Genomic DNA, 21,211 nt, shown 5'->3' with positions numbered 1-21,211 from the left:
CGGGTGAGGATGGGCAGTCGTGATCACCATTGGTTCGTTGCGCGCGGAGGATCGCGCCGCCTGGGAAGCGCTGGCGCGCGGTTACAAGGCGTTCTACCGCACCGCGGTGCCGGCCTCTTCGTCGACGAGGCGGCACGCGGCCGAGGCGTGGCGCGGATGCTGATCGAGAAGGTGGCCGATACACCGCTGCAGCCCGCACGGCGAGTTGTTCGCCGAACCCGACGGTCCGTGGGAGGCGGCCCGACAGGTCTCCGACCGCTCCGCGCAGCGCCCCACCCGCCGCCGGACCAGCACCGAACTAGCCCTCGTCCGCGACAGATCCAGCTGATCACACCAGCCGAACCGTCAGGCCAACACGACTCGGAGCGGCGCCGCCAGGGGCGGGCCAGCCTCAAATGTTGCTCAAGTCGGTGGTGGGGTACTCGGTGTGCTGGTCGTATCGCCGGTATCCGGGTACGAACATTTGTCGTGGAGGGGAGTCGGTGGTGGCAGACCGCCGCACTGGGCCGGGGGGCACAGCGCGCATCCGGGTGGCGACGGCCGCCGCGTACGTCGTCGCGGGTGCGGTCCATCTCCTGACGGCGGGGCTGCTCCTCGGTGGGGTGCTGTTGATCGTGCTCGGGTTCGAGACCGTCGTCCAGCCCATGCTCGGTCTGGCGCTGGTCATCATGGCCCTGGTGTTGCGCCCGCGCCTGGGGCGGCTGGATCCCGACCTGCCGACGCTGACCCGAGCCGATGCGCCGACCCTGTTCGAACTGCTGGACCGCATCGCGGACGCGGTCGGGGTGCGCCGCCTCGACGCGGTCCAGCTCACCACGGAGTTCGCCGCGACCGTTTTCCCGTACGGGTTCTTCCGCAAACGTCGCCTCGTCCTCGGTGTTCCGCTCTGGGCCGCCCACTCCCCGCAGCAACGCGTCGCCGTTCTGGCCCGCGCCATGGCCGACCTCGATCCCGGCCACGTCCGGCGGGGCGTCTTCGTCGGCATGGCGCTCCGGTCGCTGACCACCGGGGCGAACCTGATGCGATCGGACGGCCGGGCGGTCGTCTTCGGGATCGGATTGGCCGAGGCCCGGCACGCGGCCGACGTGATGGAGGGAGCCCTCCGCTTCAACGCCCGTACTCGGGCCAGCGAATGGGCGCTATGGCTCCCGAGGGTGGCCGTCACCGCGACGGCCCGCCTGCTGCTGTGGCTCACCCGGCCGGCCGCACATCGCGCGCTGCTCGCGGCGGACGACACCGCGGCCCGCACGGCTTCCACGGAAGCCGTCATCGCCGTACTGCGCGACCGGTGCCTCGCCCGCGCGGTCATCGTCGAAACGCACCGCCTGGCCATTGAGGCGAGGACCGTCGTACGCGACCGCTCCGCCAAGGCCCCGCCGGAGGTGGATCTCTGGGACCGGGTCGCCCGTCACGCGGCAGGTCTGCGCGAACAGCGGGGCGGTGACCCGTCCGCCGAGCCCGGCGCGCCCGGTACTCCCTTCGAGGTTGCCGGACGGCCTTCGGACGCCCTGCGCATCCAGCGCCTGGCCAACGCTCCGGACCACCCTGCGGCGATCACGGTCGACGAGCCCGGCCGGACGCGTATCGAGGACGAACTCCGGCCGGCCGCCGATGCGGTGGCGCGCCAGGTGATGCGTGACGGCGTCCCCCTGGCGTACGAGCCCGCCGCGCACTAGAACCGTCGTGTCTCGTTGGGGCTTTGCCTGTGGCGGGTCAGCGGGGTGGGAGGTGGAGTGCGGGTGCGTTGTCGGGTAGTGGCGGGGCTACGACGAAGGAGCCAAATGGGCCGGAGATGGGGACGTACCGCTTCTCGTCTCCTGTGGTGAACTCGAGTTCCAGGGTCCACCGCTCGGCGCCGCCGGGCCCCTTGGCCGTCAAGGCGATGTGGAATTCGAGCGTGTCTCCCTTGCCCAGATCGAGATCGACGAGGCTCTTGCCCGGGAGGCCCCCTTCAGCGCGGGCGCCGGATCCGGCGGAGCCGACTTCCATCTCGAGGGAGTAGACCTCGCCTTCGCCGTATTCCAGGTGGTGCGCGGTGCATTCCGCCTCGACCATCGTGCGCAGTGGTTTCGTGGTGTGCTCGTACGGGCGGGCGCGGATCCCGGTGATGGAGACGGACTGGGGTCGCTCGGAGACGAGGTGGAAGCGGATGTCGAGCCCGGCCGGAACGGCACCTCGAGCGGTGAGCCACTTCCGTACGGTCGGGTTGCAAGGGTTCTGAGAGGGTGGCGTGCCGAGTTCCTTCAGGGACGCGGGAACCGCCCACTGCCAGGCGCTGCCGACGGCCACATTGGTCAGGTGTACGGCGGGATCCGGCTGGCTCCGTGGCCATCTGCCGGCCGGCCAAGTGCCGAGTGTCCAGCCCAGCACCGCGCCGAGGACCATCAGGAACGCGATGAAGGCCGCAGCGCCTACGCGCCCGTTCCCCCTACGAGGTCCGGGCATCGCTGACCTTCCTCTGTCCGTCCTCCCAGGTGAAGATGGTCAGCCCCTGCGCCGAGGTTGTCTCGAAGGGTTTCCCGCCGTCGTCGATGAGCGTCTTGCCCGAGGTGCTGCCGTCGGTCCAGGACAGCTCGACCTGCCACTTGCACCTGCAGGTGCCCGGGTCCACTTCGATGTAGATCGTCGCCGGGTCGGAGGCCGTTGCCTTGTAGGGGAACTTCAGCTCGTCGGTCCGGAACTCCTTCATGTAGTCGCCGACCGCGATCCAGTAGGAGGCGGCGTATCGAAGTTGACCCGGCCGATGTGGTACGTGGGGCTGTCGCCACAGCCTGCCGCCATGCTGACGCGAGTCCCCTTGAGCGGGGGCTTGCGCTCCACGACGTGGAAGGTGATGTTGTTGAGGATGATGGCGCGGTCGTCCCTCGCCCGGGCCGAGATGTAGAGCGTCACCGGTCCGACGGCTGCGGCGCCGAAGGCGGGCGGATCCTCGTCCCAGGTCTTGCCGTGCTCACGGGGCCCGGTTCCCGGTGGTGTGTTCATCAGGGGAGCCGTGGGCGGTTGGGGATAGACCCACCCGGGCGCGTTGCAGCCGTTTCCGTCACCCTGCTCGACGGTCGCCGCCAGGATGGGGCCGCGTTCGTCCCGGATCACGACCGAGCGGTTGTCGCCGTCGAGGAGTTCACGCACTGACGTACTTGCGGAGTCAAGCGCACCGGAGAGATGGTTCACCAGCACGGTGGTCAGGGCCATCCCGACGATTCCCCCGATCCAGACCTTCACGCGCTTCCAGGGCGGTGGCTGCGGCGCGGGCTTCTCGGCAGGGGAGGGTGTCGGTTCGGGCATGAGACTGCCTCCACTGTCCAGTCTTCGCCCCTCGGCGGATTCCGCAACCGGCCGTCCAGCTCGTACCCGCGCCCGGCCGGCCGCCTGGGTCACATGGACGTTGGCGGCGTCCAGCCCGGATCGCGCCCGCTCAGCCCCACTGCCCGGTCCAGCAGCGGGGCGTCGTCCGGTACGGGTACGACGGGTCCGAAGATCTCCCCTCGGTCCTCGTCCTCGACGGACGCCAGCAGGAACGCATGCGAGGCGCGCAGCGCGGCCTGATCGGGTGCGTACTCCTGGCCGGTGGCCCGGGCCAGGTCCCAGCCGTGGATGACGAGCTCGTCGACAGCCACCATGCCCGCGATGTCGCCGGGCAGGTCCACGCCGCCCGCGCGGGTCATGCCGGTCCAGGCGGCCGGATCCCGCCAAGCTTCGGCCAGTTCGCCGAGGACCCGAGGGAGTTCCTCGCGCCAGCCGGCGGGCAGGGAAGGCGCGGCGGCGGTGTCGGGGGCCGTGTCGGGGGCCGTGTCCGTCGTGGGGCCCAGGTCCTTGCGGGCTGCATCACGGAAAGCGACGGCGAGGCCTGTGAGGTGGCTCAGCAGGTCGCTGACCGTGTACTCGGGGCAGGGCGTCCGGTCGGCGAGGCGGGCGTCCGGGACGCCGGCCGCGAGGCGGGCCACGAGACGGGCTTGTGGTCCGAGGTCGAGAGTCGTCGCATCGGCCGTATCGGTCGTATCGGTCATCTGCCGCTCCCTCCGGAACGATGGCTCTGAACGGTAGACCGGCGGCGGAGCCCGCACTCGTCGACACGCGGGCCGGAGACAAGCTCGCCGGCGCGCTGCGACGGGGTGAGCCGGGCGCGGCCACGCGCGTGCCGCCCTGGAGCATGCCCGTCGCCTGCGCGAACGTGGTGGCATGGTGATGTGGATCCGTACGTATGACGAGGCCCTGGACCTGTGGCAGTACTTCGAGGGTGATGAGGAAGGGTGGGTTCTCCGGCAGGTGGACTTGCGCGGCGATGACGGCTCCCCGGTGACCGCCGCCTCCCTGGAGGAGGTTCTCCGGTATCAGGAGCGTGCGGACATCGCCACCATGAGCCGTTACGAGGAGCAGTACGGCTTCGTCGCCGAGGGCCGGCTCACGGGATGGGAGGACGCGCCACGCGCGGGCGCGATTTCGGCCGAGGAGTTCGAGCGGGTATGGCTGGACGCCCGGCTGGCCCTGGGGGCCAACGCGCCGGCGCCGGGCACGGACCGGTGACGGACCGGTGACGGCGCAGCGAACAAATAATCGGTTGCCCGTCGGCGATGGCGGTGGATGCAATGTCCGGCATGGTCACCCGGATGCAGCGCATGGCTACGCCACCATCACCACCCGGAGCGGAGCAGGCTGACGGATCGTCCGTCCGGATCGGCGCTCTCGTTCCGCTGACTCGGCCTGGCTGGGTCGAGGCAGGCCGGCACTTGCTCGCTGGCCTCGAGCTGGCCGTTCGCGAAGTCAATGACGCCGGCGGCATCGCCGGAAGGCCACTCGAGCTGGTGGTCCGAGACACCGCGGCTGATCCGCAGAAGGCCGCGGCGGCCGTGGACGAACTGGCTCGCCTGGGCGTGGCTGCCTTGGCGGGCGAGTATCACAGCGTCGTCGCGCGCGCCGCTGCCGCCAGGGCCGACGCCCTCGGCCTGCCGTTCCTCTGTTCGTCGGCGGTTCTCGACGGGCTCACCGAACAGCCGACGGAATGGGTCGCGCGCCTCGCCCCGGCGCAGTCCCGCGGCTGGCAGATCTACGCAGACTTCGTCCTCGCCGCGGGCCACACCCGAATCGCCGTAGCGGCCGAGCCGAGCGTCTACTGGGCATCCGGGACCCGCATTCTGCGGGACTACTTCGCTCCACGCGGCGGCACCGTCATCGAACTCGACATGGCCGCGCTCTCCCCCACCGCCGTGTGCGAGGAACTCGTCGGCCATCGCGCGACCGCGCTCCTTCTGCTGGTCGGAAACCCGGAGCCGGCCGTGTCGATCGTCAAGTCCGTCCGCCGCGACCAGCGCCTCGCCGAGGTCCTGATCGGTGCTCCGGCCGGGCAACCGGAGTTCACCGAATGGGCGAGGCTGCTGGGCGACGACGGCGCCGCGATCCCGTTCTTGCGCTACCTGCCCGAGCGCCTCAGCCCACTCGGCGCACGAGTCGCGATGGCCCTCCGCGAGCAGCTGGCCGAAGCGCCCTCCTTCGTCGCCTTCGAGGGCTACGACACGGTCGCCGTCCTCGCCGATGTGCTGCGTTCTCACGGCGCGGACCGGGCGCGCATTGCCGAATCCTGGCCGGGCGTTGCAGTCGAAGGCACCCGCGGGCGGATCCGGTTCTCCCGCACGCCGGGCATCAGCGTGTGGCAGTGGGCCTGGGCGCCGATCCACGTTGCGGATCGAGATCCGACGGACCCCGATCGCTTTCGGATCCTTCACTCCGGCTGAGCGGGCAGGCAGCGGGCAGGCACGGCGGTCCGGGTGGACGTTCAGCGTCGGCGGGCGCCCCGGGCCGCGTGCTCGCGCCAGCGGCAGTACGCGGCGGCCGGGTCGCTCCAGTACCGCCACGGGAGGGCGTCCACGTAGCCGTCGACCAGTCGGAACTGGGCCAGCGCCGCCTCGTGCCGGTTCTGCCGGGCCAGGAAGTAGGCAAGCAGGTGCCGCACATCGGCCGCGCCGGGGTGCTCCGAGGGGGCCGCGGCCACGTCCGCGAGAGCGGCATCGACCGCGGCGATGAGGTGCGGCGCCTGGAAGTCGGCCGCCTTCGCGTCCGTGTCGTGGTGCTCGTACCAGGCGATGAGCGGAAGAGCGGTGAGCAGGCTGCCGAGCGGGGCCGCGGCGGCGGCTTCGCGGGCGAAGGACATGGCCAGCTCCTCCGAGCCACGCCACTTCGCGCACCAGTACTGAAGGGCCGCGGTGTGCGCGCCGTAGTGGTACGGGTCGCGGGCAGTGATCTCCTTCCAGATCCCACGCATGTCGTCGTGGGAGTAGCCGAGGCCCAACCCCGCCCAGATCTCGTTGATGTAGGGCGCGGGGTCGGCCGGGTTCAGCTCCGCGGCGCGTGCGTTCTCCTGCGGCACCCGGACCAGTGTGGCGTGGAACCCCTCGAACTGCTCCCGGCTGGTGTCCTTCGCCCAACCGCCGCCCCGCAGGTGCCAGGCCAGGTTGACCATCGCCTTCGACCGCACCAGTGCGACGTCCGGGTCGTCCGGGCCGGCCGCCGCCTCCCAGGTGTGCAGCCAGCTGCCGGGGCGCGCGGCCTGGTGGGTGCCGAAGGCACCGGCGTAGTACGAGCGGCGTGCCCAGTCGCCGCGCTCCCGGGTCGCGGCCAGCAGTTGTGCGGCCGGCTCCCACCGGCCGCGGGCAGCCGCGGCCTCGGCCCGCTCCAGCTCGGGATCGGGGGCCGATCGCCCGGTGTTCTGCCTGGCCTGGGGCAGGAAGCCCAGTTTTTCCGCCGTACGGGACGAACTCCTGGGGGAGGAATCACCGGTGAAGCGGCGGTAGTAGGCGGTCGCCACTGCGATCACGATCCCGATCACGACGGCGCGTGCGATCTCCACGGTCACCCAACACTTCCTGCCGGCGTCAGGCCGGCCAGTCGAACTCAACGTCGACAAGACCTCCCGGCCCGGCGCGGGGTTGTACGGGAAACCGCACGGGTTTTCGGGGGCCGGAACCTCATGTGCGGGAGGCCTCCGGGCCGCCGTCGCCGAGCGGCCGGAGGCTTCCCGGGGACATCGCGCCCGGTGCGGCGTACGCTCGTCGGCAGGGGGCTCACCGGGGACGAGACCGCGGGAGGGTCCATGACCGCGCTCGGCGACCTGATCGAGATCGACGACGGGACCGTGCTGGTCCTCGGGCAGGAACTGGATGTCTTGCACGATCAGCCGGACGTCGCCAACGCCCTTGTGCACCGGGTCGGCGACACCCTGGTGCTGGTCGACACCGGGGTCACGGCGGCCTTCCGCGCGGCGCTGCGGGAGGCGACCGAGCGGGTCCGGCCCTGGTCCCGGGCGCTGGTGCTGACCACGCACGGCCATCCGGACCACGTCGCCAACAACGACCTGGCCGACGAGCTGGGTGTGCCGGTCGAGCACTACGTCCCCGCCCTTGACCTCGACCAGATGCGGGACCCGGTGTCGTACTGGGTGCGGTCCTTCGACCGCATCGCCGGGTTCGCGCCGCTGCCCGCGGCGCCCGCACTGGCCGGCACGGTGGTGTCGCTCTTCCGGCCGATGCGGCCCTTCGGTGCGACGACCCGGACCTATGAGGAGCGACCGCTGGAGCGGATTCGGATCGGCTCGCTTCGATTCACCGGCTGGACCTTCGCCGACGGTGCGGTCCGGGTGCTACGCAGTCAGGGCCACTGCGCCGGGCATGTGATCGTGCACCTGAGGGACTGCGGCGTCCTTCACCTGTCCGACGAGGGCAACGGGCCGTGCGGTGCGATGGCCGACGCCGACCAGCTCAAGATCCAGACGGTGCTCGGCGCCGTCGCCGTCCTCTTCGAAGAGGGAGAAGCCGCACTCCTCACCGACGGGCACACCTTCGCCGTGCGCCGTGGCGCGGAGGTGGTGTCCTATCTGGACGGGCTGCTGGAGCAGGCCACCGCCCTGCAGGCGGCGGCGCTCGGGCTGGCCGGGGAGGGCAGACAGGTCCGGCCGAGCGCGTTCACCACCCGCTTCGCGGAAACCATCACTGAGCTGGGGGTCGGCGGGGCCAACCCGAATGCGATGTTCACCGCCATGATGGTGGTCAACCAGCTCGGCGAGCTGGGGCTACGGCCGGAGTCCGACGGTGTCGACGCGCCCTGGTCCCGGCCTGCGCTCCAGAACCCCGCGCCGGCTCCCCCGGCGGCATAGCTCCCCGAGCACAGGGTGTCTCCCCCCATGAGGGGGAAACACCTTCCACGCTCGGGGGATCCCCGGTCCCACCGCGTGCGGTTGTCTGGAGGCATGAAGAACGCGACAACACGCCTGCTCGCCCTGTTCCTGATGACCGTGCTGACGGCCACCGGGCTGTCCGTGCCGGCTCTGGCTCAGCCGTCGGACGGCGACATCCGGGCCCGGATCGAGGCCGTCCCCGGAATGCGCGTGCTCGGCGAACGGCCCGCCGCCGCAGGCCAGATCATCCTCGACCTCGCCTACCGGCAGCCCACCGACCATCGGCATGCCGACCAGGGTTCCTTCGACCAGAGGCTGACTCTGGTGCACAAGTCGGCCCAGCGCCCGATGGTGCTCTACTCCAGTGGCTACGACCTCGGATCGTCGCCGAACCGCCTGACCGAGCCGACCGAGTTGCTGGATGCCAACCAGATCACCACCGAGCAGCGGTTCTTCGGGACGTCCCGGCCTGAAGACTCGGACTGGTCCAAGCTCACCATCTGGCAGGCGGCCAGTGACCATCACCGTCTCGTCACCGCTCTCAAGACGATCTATCAGGGCGCGTGGATCTCCACCGGTGGTAGCAAAGGCGGGATGACGGCCGTCTATCACCGCCGTTTCTATCCACAAGACGTGGCCGGTACGGTCGCCTATTCCGCCCCCAACAACACAGACGACCGGGACGACACCGCGTATGATGCCCGCCTCGAACAGGTCGGCAGCAGCGAGTGCCGCGCTGCGATCAAGTCCGCTCAGCGTGAGGCGCTGATACGGCGCGAGGCAATGACACAGCGGTACGCCCGGTGGGCCGAGGGCGAGAAGAAGACCTTCCGGACCGTCGGCAGCGCGGACCGTGCGTTCGAACTCGCTGTGCTGCGCCTCCCGATGATGTTCTGGATGCATCAGCCCACGGGCGGCTGCGCATCCATACCCGCCGCCACAGCCACGGACGATGTCCTCTACGCATGGGTCGCCAAGGTCACCCAGCTGCCCGTCTACACCGACCAGACCCTCGAAGCCTTCACGCCGTACTTCTACCAACTGGGCACCCAGCTCGGGTACCCGCAGTTCGCCACTCCCCATCTGGAAGGTCTGCTGCGCCACCCGGGCGTACAAGAGATCCGCACCTATGTGCCGCGGGACATCCCCCTGCATTTCCAGCGCTCTGCCATGGCGGACATCGACCGCTGGGTACGCCGCCACGGCAGCTCACTCATGTTCGTCAACGGCGAGAACGACATCGCGGTCGCAGAACACTTCCGCCCGGGCAACGGCACCTGCGACTCCTACTTCTTCAACGTGCCCGAGGCCAACCACCACATATCCATCACCGGCCTGCGTCCGAACGACGCCGACCGGGCGACCGCCGCCCTGCGCCGCTGGGCCGGCCGGTCATGAGGAGTACTGAAGGCGCGGCGGGGGTTCGCTGCTCTCGTCCCAGGCGATGCGCTCCGCATGGCGGAGCCAGTTCAGGTACCACTGCGCGAACGACACGGGTCCCTCGATTCCGACCAGGCGCACGGGAGCCACGCCCTCGCCGACGGCCCGTACGTCCTCCCAGACGGTGCCGCGCCCGGGGCCGGTGACCACCAGGAGCGTGTAGTACGCGCACCCCTGGTGGTCGAGGAGAATCGTGCCCTCGCACAGGGCGTCGGCCAGCTCGTCACGCCGGGCGTCCCAGGCGGCGTAGGCGGCGGCGAAGGCCTCGTCGTCGGCATGGTCTTCCGGCCGGGGTTCCTCGGCGTCATGCGCGTGGAACTCATCCGTGCCCTCGGGCCGGAAGGGCACCGTGCAGTGACCGTCGGCCGGCGGGGTGTCGGGCCCCGGCGGCACCATCGGGAACAGCTTGTAGTGGGGACCGGCGCCGCCCGCCCCCACCTGCAGGAGGAACGTCCGGTACTCCTCGGGGAGTTCGGCGCCCAGCCACCGCTCCACGGCGCGCAGCTCTTCCTCGGTGAGGACGGGCAGCAGCTCGAAGCGGTGGCCGCCCTCGGCGCCGAACACCGACTGCCACCGCGGTGCCTCCCGCAGCGCGAGCACCCGCTCCCGCACCCCGTCCCAGGTCCCACTCATCGCTCCCCCTCCGGCTTTCCGGTCCGGCAGACCACCGTACGCGGCGGGCGCGCACCTCGGTCAACAGCCCCCACCTGGAGACCTGGTACGTTCACCTGCTTGTCAGACTGTTGGAACGGACAGGAGGCGCAGTTGAGCATCAGCGTCGAAGGACAGATCGACCTCACGGGTCCGGTGGGCAAACTGCTCCACCGACGGCCGCTGAAGAACACCACGGTGATGCAGTCCTTCGGCATCGACCCCGTCACCGGCGAGATCTTCGTCCTCCAGGTCGTCCAGGGCAGCCTCACGCTCCCGGGCGAGTCCGGCCCCAGGACCGGCGGGCAGCGGGCGTACGCCGGCGACCTGGCCGTGACCCGGCTCGACCAGGCGGGCACCATCACGGGGTACATGTACCTGCGGGGCTTCGGCCACGGCGTGTCCATGGGCGTCGAACACCACAACGGCGTCTCGCGGTTGTGGACGGAGACGGCGTCCATCCCCATGGGCACCGACGTGCCGGAAGAGGAGAAGGAGGGCTACGGCACGGCCGTCACCCACTTCGAGTTCCGCAGCGGCACCGTCCTCGACCACGGCTCCTCGCAGCACTCCGAGCCGTACCGGCCGGTGGCCGGTGCCACCAACGTGACCTGCACCATCGACCCGACGACGAACCGGCTGATCGTCCGCTTCAAGAGCGGCAGCATGATGTTCGAGTCGTACGACCTGGACAAGGCCAGGGCCGGTGACTGGACGCCGCTGACCCGGATCGCCCAGCCGGACCCGAAGGGGGTCTTCCAGGGGTACGCCTCCCTCGGCGGCGTCCTGTACATGCTGGCCGGCAAGGCCTACTCGGACACGGTGAAGCCGCCCGGCAACACGTACCTGACCGCCGTGGAGTGGGCCACCGGCGCCGTCCTGGACCAGCAGTTCGTCACCGCCGCTCCGGGCCTGGAGCTGCGCGAACCCGAGGGGATGGCCGTATCGGTGCGAGGCGGGGTACCGCATGTGCACTTCGGCTTCGCCGGCGAGGATCCCGGCCCGCGGAGCTGCACCATCCTGTCGCTGTCCGGGGCGCCGGAGGTCGACGGGGTGAAGGTGCTGGCCGACTGGCAGCCGATCCCGCTGGCGAGCGGCGTGACCGCCGACGTCCGGGCCCCGCAGGGGCGGCTCATCAGCATCGCGGGGACGACGGTGCTCCAGCTCAGTGGCGGGGTGAAGGGGTCCTTCGAGGCGGACACCCGGATCGGTACGCTGCCCGACGCCCTGGCGCCGAGCATGGCGGCCCAGGGCAGTGTGCCGCGCAACAACAGCGGCGGGGTGTGCACCGCACGGGCGGAGGCGGACTCCGCCCGGGAGCTCTGGCTCTACGGCGGACGCTCCACGAACCCCGTCACCTGGGCCCAGTTGGACAACTTCAGCGTGATCTGGCGCTGACCTCCCGACCGCCGTTCCGCTCTCGCCCCCACCTTCCGCCAAGGCCAAAGCCAAGGAGACCGATCACCCATGTCGCACAACCGCCGCCGCATCCTCGGTGCCGCGCTCGCCCTGCCCGCCGCACTGACCGCCACGAACCTGCTGGTCGCCGCCCCCGCCGTCGCGGCGGGCGGCGTCGAGGCGCAGCCGTGGACCGATCTCCTCCTCGAACCCGGTGTCACCGCCCAGCCGGGCGCGACTCCACAGGTCCGGCTGATCACCATCGCCGGTACGGTCTTCCTCCAGGCGCGCGGCTCGGTGACCTGCAACCTTGCCGCCGATACGAAGGTCGCCACCCTGCCGGCCGGGCTTCGCCCCACCGCCCTGGTCCGCGCCACCGCCCCGCGCAACAACAGCCAGGGCATCAATGCGTGCCGTTTCGAGGCCAACACCGCCGGTTCGCTGACCATTTACGGCGGCAACAGCGGGAACCCGATCACCTGGGTCCAGTTCGATTCCGTCCAGACGATCTGGCGCTGAGAGCGGCGACCACCCTCAGGCTGGCTGATCCCAGGCCGCTGCAGCGGCGTCCAGACGGCCGATTTGGGTGGCCGTCAGGGTCAGGCCGGCCGCGGCGGCCGAGTCGCGGGCCGTGCGGGGGCGGGTGGCGCCGGGGATCGGGATCACCACCGGGGCGCGGGAGAGGAGCCAGGCGAGGCAGACCCGTTGGGGGCTCACCTCGTGCTCGGCGGCAACCCGGTGGAAGGCCGTGCCGGCCGAGGTCGGTCCCGACGGGCCGTCCAGCGAGCTGCGCGAAATCCCGCCGAGCGGGCTCCACGGAAGGAAGGCCAAGCCCAGTTCGGCGCAGCGGCGCAGCTGGGGCTCGCTGTCGCGGACGGCCGGAGAGTACTGGTTCTGGACCGAGACCAGCAGGTCGCCCAGGATCTCCCGGGCCTGGTCGAGCTGTTCGACGGTGACGTTGGAGATGCCCGCGGCGCGGATCTTCCCCTCCTCGGCCAGTTCGCGCAGGATGCCCACCGATTCCGCCCAGGGCACCTTCGGGTCGGGCTTGTGCAGCTGGTACAGGCCGATCGCCTCGGTTCCGAGCCTGCGCAGCGAGGCCTCGCAGGTGAGTCTGAGGCGCTCGGGACGGGCGTCCACGGTCCACGAGCCGTCGCCGGGCCGGCCTCGGCCGCCTTTGGTGGCCACCAGTACGGAGTCGCGGTCCGGGCCGCGTGCGGCCAGCGCGCGGGCGACGAGCAGCTCGTTGTGGCCGGTCTCGTCGGCGTGCCAGTGGTACGAGTCGGCCGTGTCGAGGAGAGTGACGCCCGCGTCCAGGGCGGCGTGCAGGGTGGCGAGGGCGCGTTCGCGGTCGGGCCTGCCCTCCACGGACAGGGGCATGGTGCCCAGCCCGACCGCCGACACCCGGACCTCTCCGATGAAGCGTTCGGCGCTCAACGGGCACCCCCGTCCCGGTGCCCGGCCAGGTGACCGGCGAGGACCTCGTCGATCGCCTCCGGCAGCCAGTCCGCCACTTTGCGGAAGGCGAAGCCGAGGCGGGTCGCCCGCCCGTTGTCCATCGGGTAGGGGCGGTCGTAGGAGAACGGCGATGCGGCGAGTCCGCGCTCCACCAGCTCGTAGCGGGGCCGCCGCCCGGTGCGGTCGCCGACCAGTTCGCCGAGGTCGGTGACGGTCAACGTGCCGTGGGAGCAGGCGTTGACCGGTCCGGTGAAGGATGCCCGGGCCGTCCAGTGCAGGAATTCGGCGATCTCCCGGTGGTGGACGAAGGTGGTCGGGTACGCCTCGCGGTGGGCCAGGACCGGCTGCCCGGCGGAGATCCGGTCGACGTAGTGCGCCAGCCGTCCGGTGAACTCGGCCCGGCCGCCGCCCAGCACGTGGGCGGTGCGTACGACGGTGCTCGGGAAGACCGGGTCGGTCAGGAGCACGCTCTCGGCCTGCCGCTTGCCCTCCGCGTACGCCGTGGCCTCGTCGGTGCCGACCGGGACGCCGGGCGCCGGCCGACCGACCGGGTCGAGGAGTTCTTCGGTGACCGGGGCCCCGGTGGCGGCGGCGGTGGCGGTGGCGGTGGCCTGGAAGGCCGCCGGGATGGTCGCCGGGTCGTACACCTCCATCGTCGAGGTCATCACATAGCGTCCGGTCCGCCCGCCAAAGACCTCGCGGGCGACGGCGGCCTGCCCGGGGGTGTAGCAGATCTGGTCGATGACCACGTCGAAGGTACGGGAGCCCAGCGCAGCGCGCAGCTGCCGCTCGTCGTCCCGATCGGCCACCAGGTGGGTCACCCCCTCCGGCGCGGGCGCCGAGCCACGGTTGACCACCGTCACCGCCGCGCCCGCTTCGCGGAGCAGTTCCACCACATGCCTGCCGAAGTACCGGCTTCCGCCGATCACACATACGTCTCGCATGCCTCGACTCTGCCGCGATACGGTCACCGGCAGAACTGGTCACTCACTGAACGGGTATGAAGGAAAACTGATGATCGATGTGCAGCGGCTGCGTGTCCTGCGGGCCGTCGCCGAACACGGCAGCTTCAACCGGGCCGCTGCCGCACTCCTGCTCACCCCCTCGGCCGTCTCCCAGCACATCGCCGTGCTGGAGCGCTCCCTGGGCCGGCCGGTGGCGATCCGCAGCACCCGCGGGGTGACCCTGACCGAACCGGGCCGGCTGCTGGTGGAGGCCGCCGAGACCATTTCGGCCGAGATCGACCACGTACGCCGGCAGATCGACCGGTTGGACGCCGGGCGGCCCCGGCTGACCGTCGCCACCTTCACCAGCGGTGGCCGCTTCCTGCTCCCCGGAGCCCTGGACCGTTTCGTGGCCGCGCACCCCGAGGTGGAGCTGACCGTACGGGAGAGCGAACCGGAGACGGCCCTGCCGATGCTCCGGCGCGGCGAGGCGGATGTTGCGCTCACCTACCGGTTCGACGGCCCCCTGCCGGTCCGGCCGGGCGAGCGGCCGGGCATCGACTGGACCCCCCTGATGGACGATCCGCTGTCGGTCGTGCTGCCCCGCGGCCACCGTCTGGCCGGGCGCACTGGTGTGGACCTCGGGGAGCTGGCTGCGGAGCGGTGGGTGCTGGGCTGTATGAAGACCGAGGCGTATCTGCGCCGCCATGCGGAGCGGGCCGGTTTCGACCTCGATGTCGCGGCCTCCACCACGGACTACTTCTTCGCCCAGAGTCTGGTGGCGGCCGGGGTGGGGGTGTCCCTGGTACCGAAGGTCTCGCTGGACCCGGCCCCCGGGGTGGCCGTGGTCGACGTCGAGCCTCCGCGCCCGGTGCGGCACATCGGGGTGGCCACGCCACGCCGCCGCCGGCCCCACCCCCAGGCCGCCGCTTTCGTGGCGGCACTGACGGCGGCGGCCGAGGCCCACCGGCCTCCACTTTCGCGCATATGAGCGAACCGGCGTGCACGTCCGGGCCGGATGTGCCAGCTTGGGGCGAGTAGGGACCTTTTCCCGGAAAGGGCGAAATGAACGAGCACGGGCTTCAGCGGCCCGAGGCCGATGATCTGCTGGCCGGGCTGAGCGTGGACGACCGCCGGCCGGAGCAGCCGGTGCTGCTGGACTCGTCCGGCGCCCCGATTCGGACATGGCGGGAGAACTATCCGTACGAGCGCAAGATCCGGCGGGGCGAGTACGAGCGGACCAAGCGGATCCTGCAGATCGAACTGCTGAAGCTGCAGCGCTGGGTGAAGGAGTCGGGGGCCCGGCTGGTGGTGATCTGCGAGGGGAGGGACGCGGCCGGCAAGGGCGGCACGATCCAGCGGTTCACCGAGCGGCTCAACCCGCGTGGCGCCCGGATCGTCGCCCTGGACAAGCCCACCGAGCGGGAGACCGGACAGTGGTACTTCCAGCGCTATGTCGCCCACCTGCCGACCGCCGGTGAGATCGTCTTCTTCGACCGGTCCTGGTACAACCGGGCCGGGGTCGAGAGGGTCATGGGTTTCTGCTCCCAGCAGGACTATGAGCTGTTCCTGCGGCAGTGTCCCGCCTTCGAGGCCATGCTGGTGGCCGACGGGATCCTGCTGGTGAAGTTCTGGTTCTCCGTATCGCGCGCCGAGCAGCGCACTCGCTTCGCGATCCGCCAGGTCGATCCGGTGCGGCAGTGGAAACTGTCGCCCACGGACGTGGCCTCGCTGGACCTGTGGGACGCGTACACCACAGCCAAGATCGACATGTTCCGGGCCACCGACACCGAGCACGCGCCGTGGACGGTGGTCAAGAGCAACGACAAGCGGCGGGGCCGGCTGGAGGCGATCCGAAGCCTGCTGTCCCGCATCGACTACGACCGGAAGAACGCCACAGCAGTCGGCCGGCCCGACCCCCTGATCGTCGGCGCCGCCGACACCCTCCTGGAGACCGGTGAAGAACCGGCCGACCTCTCCCCCACTCCCCTGGTCGGCCCCGACCACGGCGCCAAGCACGGCCCCGGCCTGCACCCCCGCCCCGGCAAGCCGCCGACGGCTACGGGGTCTGCGTCGGGGTGAAGTTCGTGAGGATCAGCAGGGTGTCGACGAGGTCCTCGGCGGGGGCGCCGGTGGCCAGGCGGCGCAGCTGCTGCCCGAAGACCAGGGCGACGGCCACGCCTGCCAGGCGTTCGGGGTCCGGCACGCCGAGGTGGGTCAGGATCCGGGTGGCCAGCAGGTCGTAGGCGGCGAAGCACTCGGCCGCGGCGGCACGCAGCCGTTCGTCGCGGCCGGCCTGGACGTACAGCTCGAAGGGCGCGATGTGGCGGCTGTCGAAGGCGTTGCCGCCCGCGACCTGCGCCACCACCTCGGCCGCCTGCCCGATGTCGAAGCGCTCGTCGGAGCATGTGTCGGCGAGCTCCGTGAAGTGCCGGGTCTCCTCGGCCACGAAGTGCAGCAGGCTCTCGCGCAGCAGCTCGTGCTGGGTGGCGAAGTGGTAGGTGACGGAACCGAGGGAGACTCCGGCCTCCTTGGCGATCCGGCGGTTGGTGACGGCGGCGATGCCGTCCTGCCCGATGATCCGCAGTACGGCGTCGATGATGCTCTGGCGGGTGTCGGAAGCATGGGGCATGTCGACATTCTGCCCCATTGGCCGACGTGTCCGCCCGGGCCGGGCCGGGGAGTTGGGGACGCCGGAGGTGTGGACAAGGGGCGGAGCGATCCCTACTGTTCGTTCGAACGAACAGTAGAGGGACGCCGCACGGGAGTCGTCGTGGACATATCCGGATCGAACGTTCTGCTCACCGGGGCCACCGGAGGCATCGGCTCCGCCCTGGCCGCGCGCCTGACCGTGCAGGGGGCCCGCCTCACGGTCACCGGGCGGCGGGAGGAAGCCCTCAAGGCCACCGCGGACACCTGCGGCGTACCGGCCCCCCGCATCGTGGTCGCCGATCTGGCCGACCGGTCCGACGTCGTCCGGCTCGCCGAGACCTGCGCCGAGACGGACGTCCTCGTCGCGAACGCCGCCCTGCCCGCCAGCGGCGACCTCCTGGACTACACCGAGGAGCAGCTCGACCGCGCCCTCGACGTCAACCTGCGGGCGCCCGTCCTGCTGTCGCGGCTGCTTGCGACGCACATGGTGGCCCGCGGCCGGGGCCACATCGTGCTGGTCGGTTCCATTTCCGGCAAGGCGGCGACCAAGTCGACCTCCCTGTACAACGCGACGAAGTTCGGGCTGCGCGGATTCGCCCTCGCCCTGCGCCAGGAGTTGCGGGGCACGGGGGTGGGGGTGTCCCTGGTCCAGCCCGGCTTCGTCCGCGACGCCGGGATGTTCGCGGCCACGGGTGCCGCGACGCCGAACGGCATCAGGACGGTCACGCCCGGCCAGGTCGCCGACGGCGTCGTACGAGCCGTCCGCCGCGACCGGTGCGAGGTCAACGTGGCACCGCTGGAGCTGCGGCTGCTGAGCGCCATCGCCGGGCAGTTCCCCGGGTTCGCCGAGCGGATCCAGGCCCGGGCGGACATCGACGGCTCCGTGCGACAGATCGTCGAGGCCCAGCGCTCACGCCGCTAGGGGCCGGCGGTCCCGCCCCGCCGGTCGGGACCGCCGCTCGCCCCCTTTCCCCCCTTAGGACTTGTCCGGCACCGGTCCGGTGTGACGGCGGCCGGTTATCACCAGGTTGCCGTCCGGGGTGCGCCGTGCGAGGTCGCCGGTGCGGAAGTAGCCGTCGGCGGTGAAGGAGTGTGCGTTGTGGTCGGGGGCCCGGTAGTAGCCTCGCAGGGTGTACGGGCCGCGGGCGAGGAGTTCGCCGGGCTCCCCATCGGGCAGGTCCTTGCCGTCGGCGTCGACGATGCGGATCTCGTCGTCGGGCGAGAGCGGGCGGCCCTGCGTGGCGAGCACGGTCTCGTCCGGATCGGCGGGCCGGGTGAGAGTGAGCAGCCCCTCGGCCATGCCATAGACCTGCTGCAGGCGACAGCCCAGTTCGGGGCCGATCCGTTCGGCGGTCGCCCGGTGCAGGGGCGCGACGCCGACGGTCTGCACGAGACGCAGACTGCTCAGGTCTGCCTGGACCGTGGGACGTACGTCGAGCCAGTGCTCGGCGACGGCCGGCACCACGGAGGTGATGGTGACCCGCTCCCGTCCGATCACCGGAAGGCACTCGGCGGGTCCCGGGTTCTCGGCCAGCACGACAGTGCCGCCGACGGAGAGGGTGCCAATGATGCCGGGGCAGCCGAAGGTGATGTTGAACTCGGCGGGCAGCGCGGCGAGATACACGTCGTTCTCGGTGAGCGACACCAGCTCGGCGGCGGCCCGCGCCTGGTAAGCGTAGTCGTTGTGGGTGCGCGGAACCAGCTTGGGCGCCGCGGTGGTGCCTCCGGACAGCAGGAAGAACGCCACCTGGTCGGCGCTCAGCGCGAGCGCCGGCTCGGGTGCGGCGTCGATGGAGCCCAGCGGGCTGTACTGGCAGCCCGACGGGTCGGTCGTGAGCCCGCCGTACGGGGACGAGGCGCCCGGCGCCTCAAGGGTGAACACCCGCCGCAGGAAGGGCCATCGGGCCGCGATGTCCGCGGCCATCGCCGTGTGGTCGAAGCCCTCGGACGTCGAGGGACCGACGTAGCCGACGGCCTGGGTGACCCGTACGAGGTGGGCCACCTCGGGTGTGCGGTGCGAGAGCGGGCAGAACACGGGGACCGCGCCGGCGCGCATCAGCGCGAACACGGTGATGACGAACTCGGGGACGTTCGGCAGCTGGACGACGACGCGCTGCCCGGGCCGGAGGCCGCGCAGCCGGAATCCGGCGGCCATCCGGTCCACGCGCCGGTTCAGGGCCGCGTACGTGAGGCGGGTGCCGGCGCCGGTGCCAGCGCCGGTGCCGGTGCCGGTGCCGCCGTGTACGAGCGCCGTCCGCGGCCCGTACTGCAGGGCCCAGCCGCGCAGCAGGTTGTCCAGCGTATTGCCACGCCAGTGCCCGGCCGCCCAGTAGCGGTCGACGAACTCCTCGGGCCAGGGCGTGCAGCCGTCGAGCATGGATGTCATCCGCTTTCACTTCCTTCAGCCCCGGCCGTCTTGATCTTGGCAATCGAAGCTGCCGGCACCCCCGTAGGCAATGTGCTGTCCGGACCAAGGCCGCACCATTCCATCGGCTGAAAGCCCAAATGCCGATCGTCAAGGCTGAGCGGCGGCGTCCTCGGCTCGAGCGGCTGCCGCCGCCTCCAGCAGGGACCAGCCGTCCAGCTCCACCGCCCGCCGCTCCCCCGGCTGCCACCCGCGGGCCGTCGCCGCGTCGAGCAGGGCCCGGACGGCGCCCGGTTCATGCAGGTTCAGGGAGGCGCCCCGGATGAATCCCACGTCCCCGGAGCCCAGCGGGGCCCCGCCCGGGACGAACCGGCCCGGTTCCTGGGCGAAGACGATGCGCAGCGAGCCACCGGTGCCGGCCGGCTGCGGGTGCAGCGTGAGGGTCTCGCGGCAGTCCGCGGACCGGCCGCTGTCCGTCACACGGTGACTGTGGCGGAGCGACCACAGGTACACGCGCCCGTCGGCGACCAGGCGGCGGGGCTTCCTCGGATTGCGGGGCATGGAACCGAGGGTACGCCGCCCGGTCGGTCACGCTTTCTGCAAGATCCAGATCTTGCCGCATAATCGCCAGTCGAAGCCAGGACCTGCACAAATACATGGGGGTTGTGATGGTCGACGTGATTGTTGCCGGTGGCGGACCGACCGGTTTGATGCTTGCCGCCGAGCTACGGCTGCATGGTGTGCACGTGGTGGTGCTGGAGAAGCTGACCGAGCCGACCGGGCAGTCCCGCGGGCGCGGACTGCACGCGCGCACCGTCGAGATGATGGACCAGCGTGGCCTGCTCGACCGGTTCCTCGCCGTCAGCGAGAAGTTCCAGGCAGGGGGGTTCTTTGCCGGCATCATCAAGCAGTGGCCCGACGGGGTGGACACCGCCCACCCGTACGGCATTTCCATCTCGCAGCCGGTCACGGAGCGCTTGCTGACCGAGCACGCCGTCGAACTCGGTGCCGAGATCCGGCGGGGCTGCGAACTGGTCGGGCTGAGTCAGTCCGCAGACGGGGACGGCGTCACCGCCGAACTGGCCGACGGCACACGGCTGCAGGCCCGCTACCTGGTCGGTTGCGACGGTGGCCGCAGTCTGGTGCGCAAGCTGCTCGGTGTCGGCTTCCCGGGTGAACCCGCCACGGTCGAGACGCTGTTGGCCGATGTGGAGGTGGCCGAGGACCCGGCGACGCTCGCCGCCGTCACGGCCGAAATCCGCAAGACCCACGTACGGTTCGGCGCCGTGCCCATGGGCGACGGGGTGTACCGCATCATCGTGCCCGCCGAAGGGCTGGCCGAGGACCGTGCGACCCCGCCGACCTTCGAGGAGTTCAGGGAGCGCCTGCGGGTGTTCGCCGGCACCGACTTCGGTGTGCACTCGCCGCGCTGGGTATCCCGGGTCGGCAACGCCAGCCGGCAGGCCGACCGGTACCGGGTCGGCCGGGTGCTGCTGGCCGGCGACGCGGCGCACATCCACCCGCCGACCGCCGGGCAGGGGCTCAGCCTCGGCATCCAGGACGCGTTCAACCTCGGCTGGAAGCTGGCCGCCGAGGTGGCCGGCTGGGCGCCGGAAGGGCTGCTGGACAGCTACCACGCCGAGCGCCACCCGGAGGGCGCCCGTGTGCTGGCCGAAACCCGTGCGCAGGGCTTGCTGCTGGAGGCGGATTCCGGTGCGAAGGCGCTGCGGGAGCTGTTCTCGAAGCTGTTGGACTTCGAGGAGGTGAACCGGTACGTGACCGAGATGATCACAGCGGTCGGGGTCCGCTACGACCTCGGCGAGGGCCACGACCTGCTCGGCCGGCGGCTGCGGGATGTCGAACTGAAGCGGGGACGCCTGTACGGGTTGATGCACGGTGGCCGTGGGCTGCTGCTCGACCAGACCGGCCGGCTGTCGGTGGCGGGCTGGGCGGACCGGGTCGACCACGTCGTGGACGTCAGCGAGGAACTGGACGTGCCGGCGGTGCTGTTGCGGCCGGACGGCCATGTGGCCTGGGTCGGCGAGGACCAGCAGGACCTGCTCAGCCACCTGCCGAGGTGGTTCGGCGCCGCCACCGCCTGAGCGCGTAAGTCGCAGCCGTCCGGAAGATCGTATTCAG

23 protein-coding genes are annotated in these 21,211 nt (G+C 71.2%); 12 read left to right on the top strand and 11 right to left on the bottom strand.

The annotated features are described in order from the left end of the window. The first annotated feature begins 19 nt into the window (after positions 1-19). A complete protein-coding gene (locus ABT123_RS12210) occupies positions 20-163 on the top strand; it encodes a hypothetical protein (protein ID WP_351312425.1) in 144 nt (47 codons plus the stop codon). A gap of 322 nt (positions 164-485) precedes the next feature. Then, the gene (locus tag ABT123_RS12205; RefSeq protein ID WP_351312423.1) at positions 486-1,676 is read left to right on the top strand and encodes a M48 family metallopeptidase; all 1,191 of its coding nucleotides are present in this window, start codon (positions 486-488) and stop codon (positions 1,674-1,676) included. A 37-nt stretch (positions 1,677-1,713) separates the two neighbouring features. On the opposite strand, the gene ABT123_RS12200 is transcribed toward ABT123_RS12205, so the two are convergent. The 4 genes from ABT123_RS12200 to ABT123_RS12185 all read right to left on the bottom strand — a co-directional run bounded on the left by ABT123_RS12200 (position 1,714) and on the right by ABT123_RS12185 (position 4,007). Continuing rightward, a complete protein-coding gene (locus ABT123_RS12200) occupies positions 1,714-2,445 on the bottom strand; it encodes a hypothetical protein (protein WP_351312421.1) in 732 nt (243 codons plus the stop codon). Next, positions 2,429-2,689 carry a hypothetical protein gene (locus tag ABT123_RS12195; protein WP_351312419.1) on the bottom strand — a complete coding sequence of 87 codons (261 nt, stop codon included), beginning with the start codon at positions 2,687-2,689 and terminating at the stop codon, positions 2,429-2,431. Before ABT123_RS12195 ends, ABT123_RS12200 begins: the two co-directional genes overlap by 17 nt. Next, positions 2,686-3,285 (bottom strand): hypothetical protein, encoded by a 600-nt coding sequence (locus ABT123_RS12190; RefSeq protein ID WP_351312417.1) that lies wholly within the window; start codon positions 3,283-3,285, stop codon positions 2,686-2,688. Before ABT123_RS12190 ends, ABT123_RS12195 begins: the two co-directional genes overlap by 4 nt. 89 nt (positions 3,286-3,374) lie before the next feature. After that, positions 3,375-4,007 (bottom strand): TIGR03086 family metal-binding protein, encoded by a 633-nt coding sequence (locus ABT123_RS12185; RefSeq protein ID WP_351312415.1) that lies wholly within the window; start codon positions 4,005-4,007, stop codon positions 3,375-3,377. 172 nt (positions 4,008-4,179) lie between these two features. On the opposite strand from ABT123_RS12185, the gene ABT123_RS12180 reads away from it, so the two are divergent. Beyond that, entirely contained in the window at positions 4,180-4,524 is a 345-nt protein-coding gene (locus ABT123_RS12180; RefSeq protein ID WP_351312413.1) for a hypothetical protein, read from the top strand. A gap of 92 nt (positions 4,525-4,616) precedes the next feature. Continuing rightward, positions 4,617-5,729 (top strand): ABC transporter substrate-binding protein, encoded by a 1,113-nt coding sequence (locus ABT123_RS12175; protein ID WP_351312498.1) that lies wholly within the window; start codon positions 4,617-4,619, stop codon positions 5,727-5,729. A 41-nt stretch (positions 5,730-5,770) separates the two neighbouring features. Here the strand turns inward: ABT123_RS12175 and ABT123_RS12170 are convergent, their stop codons facing one another. Next, positions 5,771-6,847 (bottom strand): hypothetical protein, encoded by a 1,077-nt coding sequence (locus ABT123_RS12170; RefSeq protein ID WP_351312411.1) that lies wholly within the window; start codon positions 6,845-6,847, stop codon positions 5,771-5,773. A 237-nt stretch (positions 6,848-7,084) separates the two neighbouring features. Here ABT123_RS12170 and ABT123_RS12165 point away from each other — a divergent pair, with 237 nt between their 5' ends. Further along, on the top strand, positions 7,085-8,143 hold the full coding sequence (locus ABT123_RS12165) for an MBL fold metallo-hydrolase (RefSeq protein WP_351312410.1): 1,059 nt from the start codon (positions 7,085-7,087) through the stop codon (positions 8,141-8,143). Between the two features lie 93 nt (positions 8,144-8,236). Further along, on the top strand, positions 8,237-9,562 hold the full coding sequence (locus ABT123_RS12160) for a S28 family serine protease (RefSeq protein ID WP_351312408.1): 1,326 nt from the start codon (positions 8,237-8,239) through the stop codon (positions 9,560-9,562). Here ABT123_RS12160 and ABT123_RS12155 read toward each other — a convergent pair. Then, positions 9,557-10,237 carry an SMI1/KNR4 family protein gene (locus ABT123_RS12155; protein WP_351312406.1) on the bottom strand — a complete coding sequence of 227 codons (681 nt, stop codon included), beginning with the start codon at positions 10,235-10,237 and terminating at the stop codon, positions 9,557-9,559. The genes ABT123_RS12160 and ABT123_RS12155 overlap by 6 nt on opposite strands. A 132-nt stretch (positions 10,238-10,369) precedes the next feature. Here ABT123_RS12155 and ABT123_RS12150 point away from each other — a divergent pair, with 132 nt between their 5' ends. Further along, positions 10,370-11,653, top strand: coding sequence for a phage baseplate protein (locus ABT123_RS12150; RefSeq protein WP_351312404.1), 1,284 nt, complete (start codon positions 10,370-10,372; stop codon positions 11,651-11,653). 69 nt (positions 11,654-11,722) lie between these two features. After that, the gene (locus tag ABT123_RS12145) at positions 11,723-12,172 is read left to right on the top strand and encodes a hypothetical protein (protein WP_351312403.1); all 450 of its coding nucleotides are present in this window, start codon (positions 11,723-11,725) and stop codon (positions 12,170-12,172) included. Between the two features lie 15 nt (positions 12,173-12,187). On the opposite strand, the gene ABT123_RS12140 is transcribed toward ABT123_RS12145, so the two are convergent. Both ABT123_RS12140 and ABT123_RS12135 read right to left on the bottom strand, forming a co-directional pair. Continuing rightward, a complete protein-coding gene (locus tag ABT123_RS12140) occupies positions 12,188-13,090 on the bottom strand; it encodes an aldo/keto reductase (RefSeq protein WP_351312401.1) in 903 nt (300 codons plus the stop codon). Next, on the bottom strand, positions 13,087-14,055 hold the full coding sequence (locus ABT123_RS12135) for an NAD-dependent epimerase/dehydratase family protein (protein WP_351312399.1): 969 nt from the start codon (positions 14,053-14,055) through the stop codon (positions 13,087-13,089). The genes ABT123_RS12140 and ABT123_RS12135 overlap by 4 nt, the downstream gene beginning before the upstream one ends. A gap of 70 nt (positions 14,056-14,125) precedes the next feature. On the opposite strand from ABT123_RS12135, the gene ABT123_RS12130 reads away from it, so the two are divergent. Both ABT123_RS12130 and ppk2 read left to right on the top strand, forming a co-directional pair. Further along, positions 14,126-15,046, top strand: coding sequence for a LysR family transcriptional regulator (locus ABT123_RS12130; protein WP_351312398.1), 921 nt, complete (start codon positions 14,126-14,128; stop codon positions 15,044-15,046). 74 nt (positions 15,047-15,120) lie between these two features. Then, positions 15,121-16,137 carry a polyphosphate kinase 2 gene (gene ppk2, locus ABT123_RS12125; protein ID WP_351312396.1) on the top strand — a complete coding sequence of 339 codons (1,017 nt, stop codon included), beginning with the start codon at positions 15,121-15,123 and terminating at the stop codon, positions 16,135-16,137. Here the strand turns inward: ppk2 and ABT123_RS12120 are convergent. Further along, complete coding sequence (locus ABT123_RS12120) at positions 16,115-16,687, bottom strand: TetR/AcrR family transcriptional regulator (RefSeq protein WP_351312394.1); 573 nt, start codon at positions 16,685-16,687, stop codon at positions 16,115-16,117. The genes ppk2 and ABT123_RS12120 overlap by 23 nt on opposite strands. 141 nt (positions 16,688-16,828) lie before the next feature. Between ABT123_RS12120 and ABT123_RS12115 the strand changes: the two genes are divergently transcribed. Continuing rightward, entirely contained in the window at positions 16,829-17,629 is an 801-nt protein-coding gene (locus tag ABT123_RS12115; protein WP_351312392.1) for an SDR family NAD(P)-dependent oxidoreductase, read from the top strand. 54 nt (positions 17,630-17,683) lie between these two features. On the opposite strand, the gene ABT123_RS12110 is transcribed toward ABT123_RS12115, so the two are convergent. After that, the gene (locus ABT123_RS12110; RefSeq protein ID WP_351312390.1) at positions 17,684-19,093 is read right to left on the bottom strand and encodes a (2,3-dihydroxybenzoyl)adenylate synthase; all 1,410 of its coding nucleotides are present in this window, start codon (positions 19,091-19,093) and stop codon (positions 17,684-17,686) included. A 129-nt stretch (positions 19,094-19,222) separates the two neighbouring features. Continuing rightward, the gene (locus ABT123_RS12105) at positions 19,223-19,633 is read right to left on the bottom strand and encodes a hypothetical protein (RefSeq protein WP_351312389.1); all 411 of its coding nucleotides are present in this window, start codon (positions 19,631-19,633) and stop codon (positions 19,223-19,225) included. A gap of 107 nt (positions 19,634-19,740) precedes the next feature. Here ABT123_RS12105 and rox point away from each other — a divergent pair, with 107 nt between their 5' ends. Next, a complete protein-coding gene (gene rox / locus ABT123_RS12100) occupies positions 19,741-21,174 on the top strand; it encodes a rifampin monooxygenase (RefSeq protein ID WP_351312496.1) in 1,434 nt (477 codons plus the stop codon). Positions 21,175-21,211: the final 37 nt, after the last annotated feature.

It is taken from the genome of Streptomyces sp. NPDC002054 (assembly GCF_040296685.1).
Classification (GTDB): Bacteria; Actinomycetota; Actinomycetes; order Streptomycetales; family Streptomycetaceae; genus Streptomyces.
This window is presented reverse-complemented; position numbering and strand designations above follow the sequence as displayed.

Bases quoted from the DNA above. Each gene is read 5' to 3' on its own strand.
- ABT123_RS12200 (WP_351312421.1), bottom strand. From the start codon at position 2,445: ATGCCCGGACCTCGTAGGGGGAACGGGCGCGTAGGCGCTGCGGCCTTC.
- ABT123_RS12195 (WP_351312419.1), bottom strand. From the start codon at position 2,689: ATGAAGGAGTTCCGGACCGACGAGCTGAAGTTCCCCTACAAGGCAACG.
- ABT123_RS12190 (WP_351312417.1), bottom strand. From the start codon at position 3,285: ATGCCCGAACCGACACCCTCCCCTGCCGAGAAGCCCGCGCCGCAGCCA.
- ABT123_RS12185 (WP_351312415.1), bottom strand. From the start codon at position 4,007: ATGACCGATACGACCGATACGGCCGATGCGACGACTCTCGACCTCGGA.
- ABT123_RS12180 (WP_351312413.1), top strand. From the start codon at position 4,180: ATGGTGATGTGGATCCGTACGTATGACGAGGCCCTGGACCTGTGGCAG.
- ABT123_RS12175 (WP_351312498.1), top strand. From the start codon at position 4,617: ATGGCTACGCCACCATCACCACCCGGAGCGGAGCAGGCTGACGGATCG.
- ABT123_RS12165 (WP_351312410.1), top strand. From the start codon at position 7,085: ATGACCGCGCTCGGCGACCTGATCGAGATCGACGACGGGACCGTGCTG.
- ABT123_RS12160 (WP_351312408.1), top strand. From the start codon at position 8,237: ATGAAGAACGCGACAACACGCCTGCTCGCCCTGTTCCTGATGACCGTG.
- ABT123_RS12155 (WP_351312406.1), bottom strand. From the start codon at position 10,237: ATGAGTGGGACCTGGGACGGGGTGCGGGAGCGGGTGCTCGCGCTGCGG.
- ABT123_RS12145 (WP_351312403.1), top strand. From the start codon at position 11,723: ATGTCGCACAACCGCCGCCGCATCCTCGGTGCCGCGCTCGCCCTGCCC.
- ABT123_RS12135 (WP_351312399.1), bottom strand. From the start codon at position 14,055: ATGCGAGACGTATGTGTGATCGGCGGAAGCCGGTACTTCGGCAGGCAT.
- ABT123_RS12130 (WP_351312398.1), top strand. From the start codon at position 14,126: ATGATCGATGTGCAGCGGCTGCGTGTCCTGCGGGCCGTCGCCGAACAC.
- ppk2 (WP_351312396.1), top strand. From the start codon at position 15,121: ATGAACGAGCACGGGCTTCAGCGGCCCGAGGCCGATGATCTGCTGGCC.
- ABT123_RS12120 (WP_351312394.1), bottom strand. From the start codon at position 16,687: ATGCCCCATGCTTCCGACACCCGCCAGAGCATCATCGACGCCGTACTG.
- ABT123_RS12110 (WP_351312390.1), bottom strand. From the start codon at position 19,093: ATGACATCCATGCTCGACGGCTGCACGCCCTGGCCCGAGGAGTTCGTC.
- ABT123_RS12105 (WP_351312389.1), bottom strand. From the start codon at position 19,633: ATGCCCCGCAATCCGAGGAAGCCCCGCCGCCTGGTCGCCGACGGGCGC.
- rox (WP_351312496.1), top strand. From the start codon at position 19,741: ATGGTCGACGTGATTGTTGCCGGTGGCGGACCGACCGGTTTGATGCTT.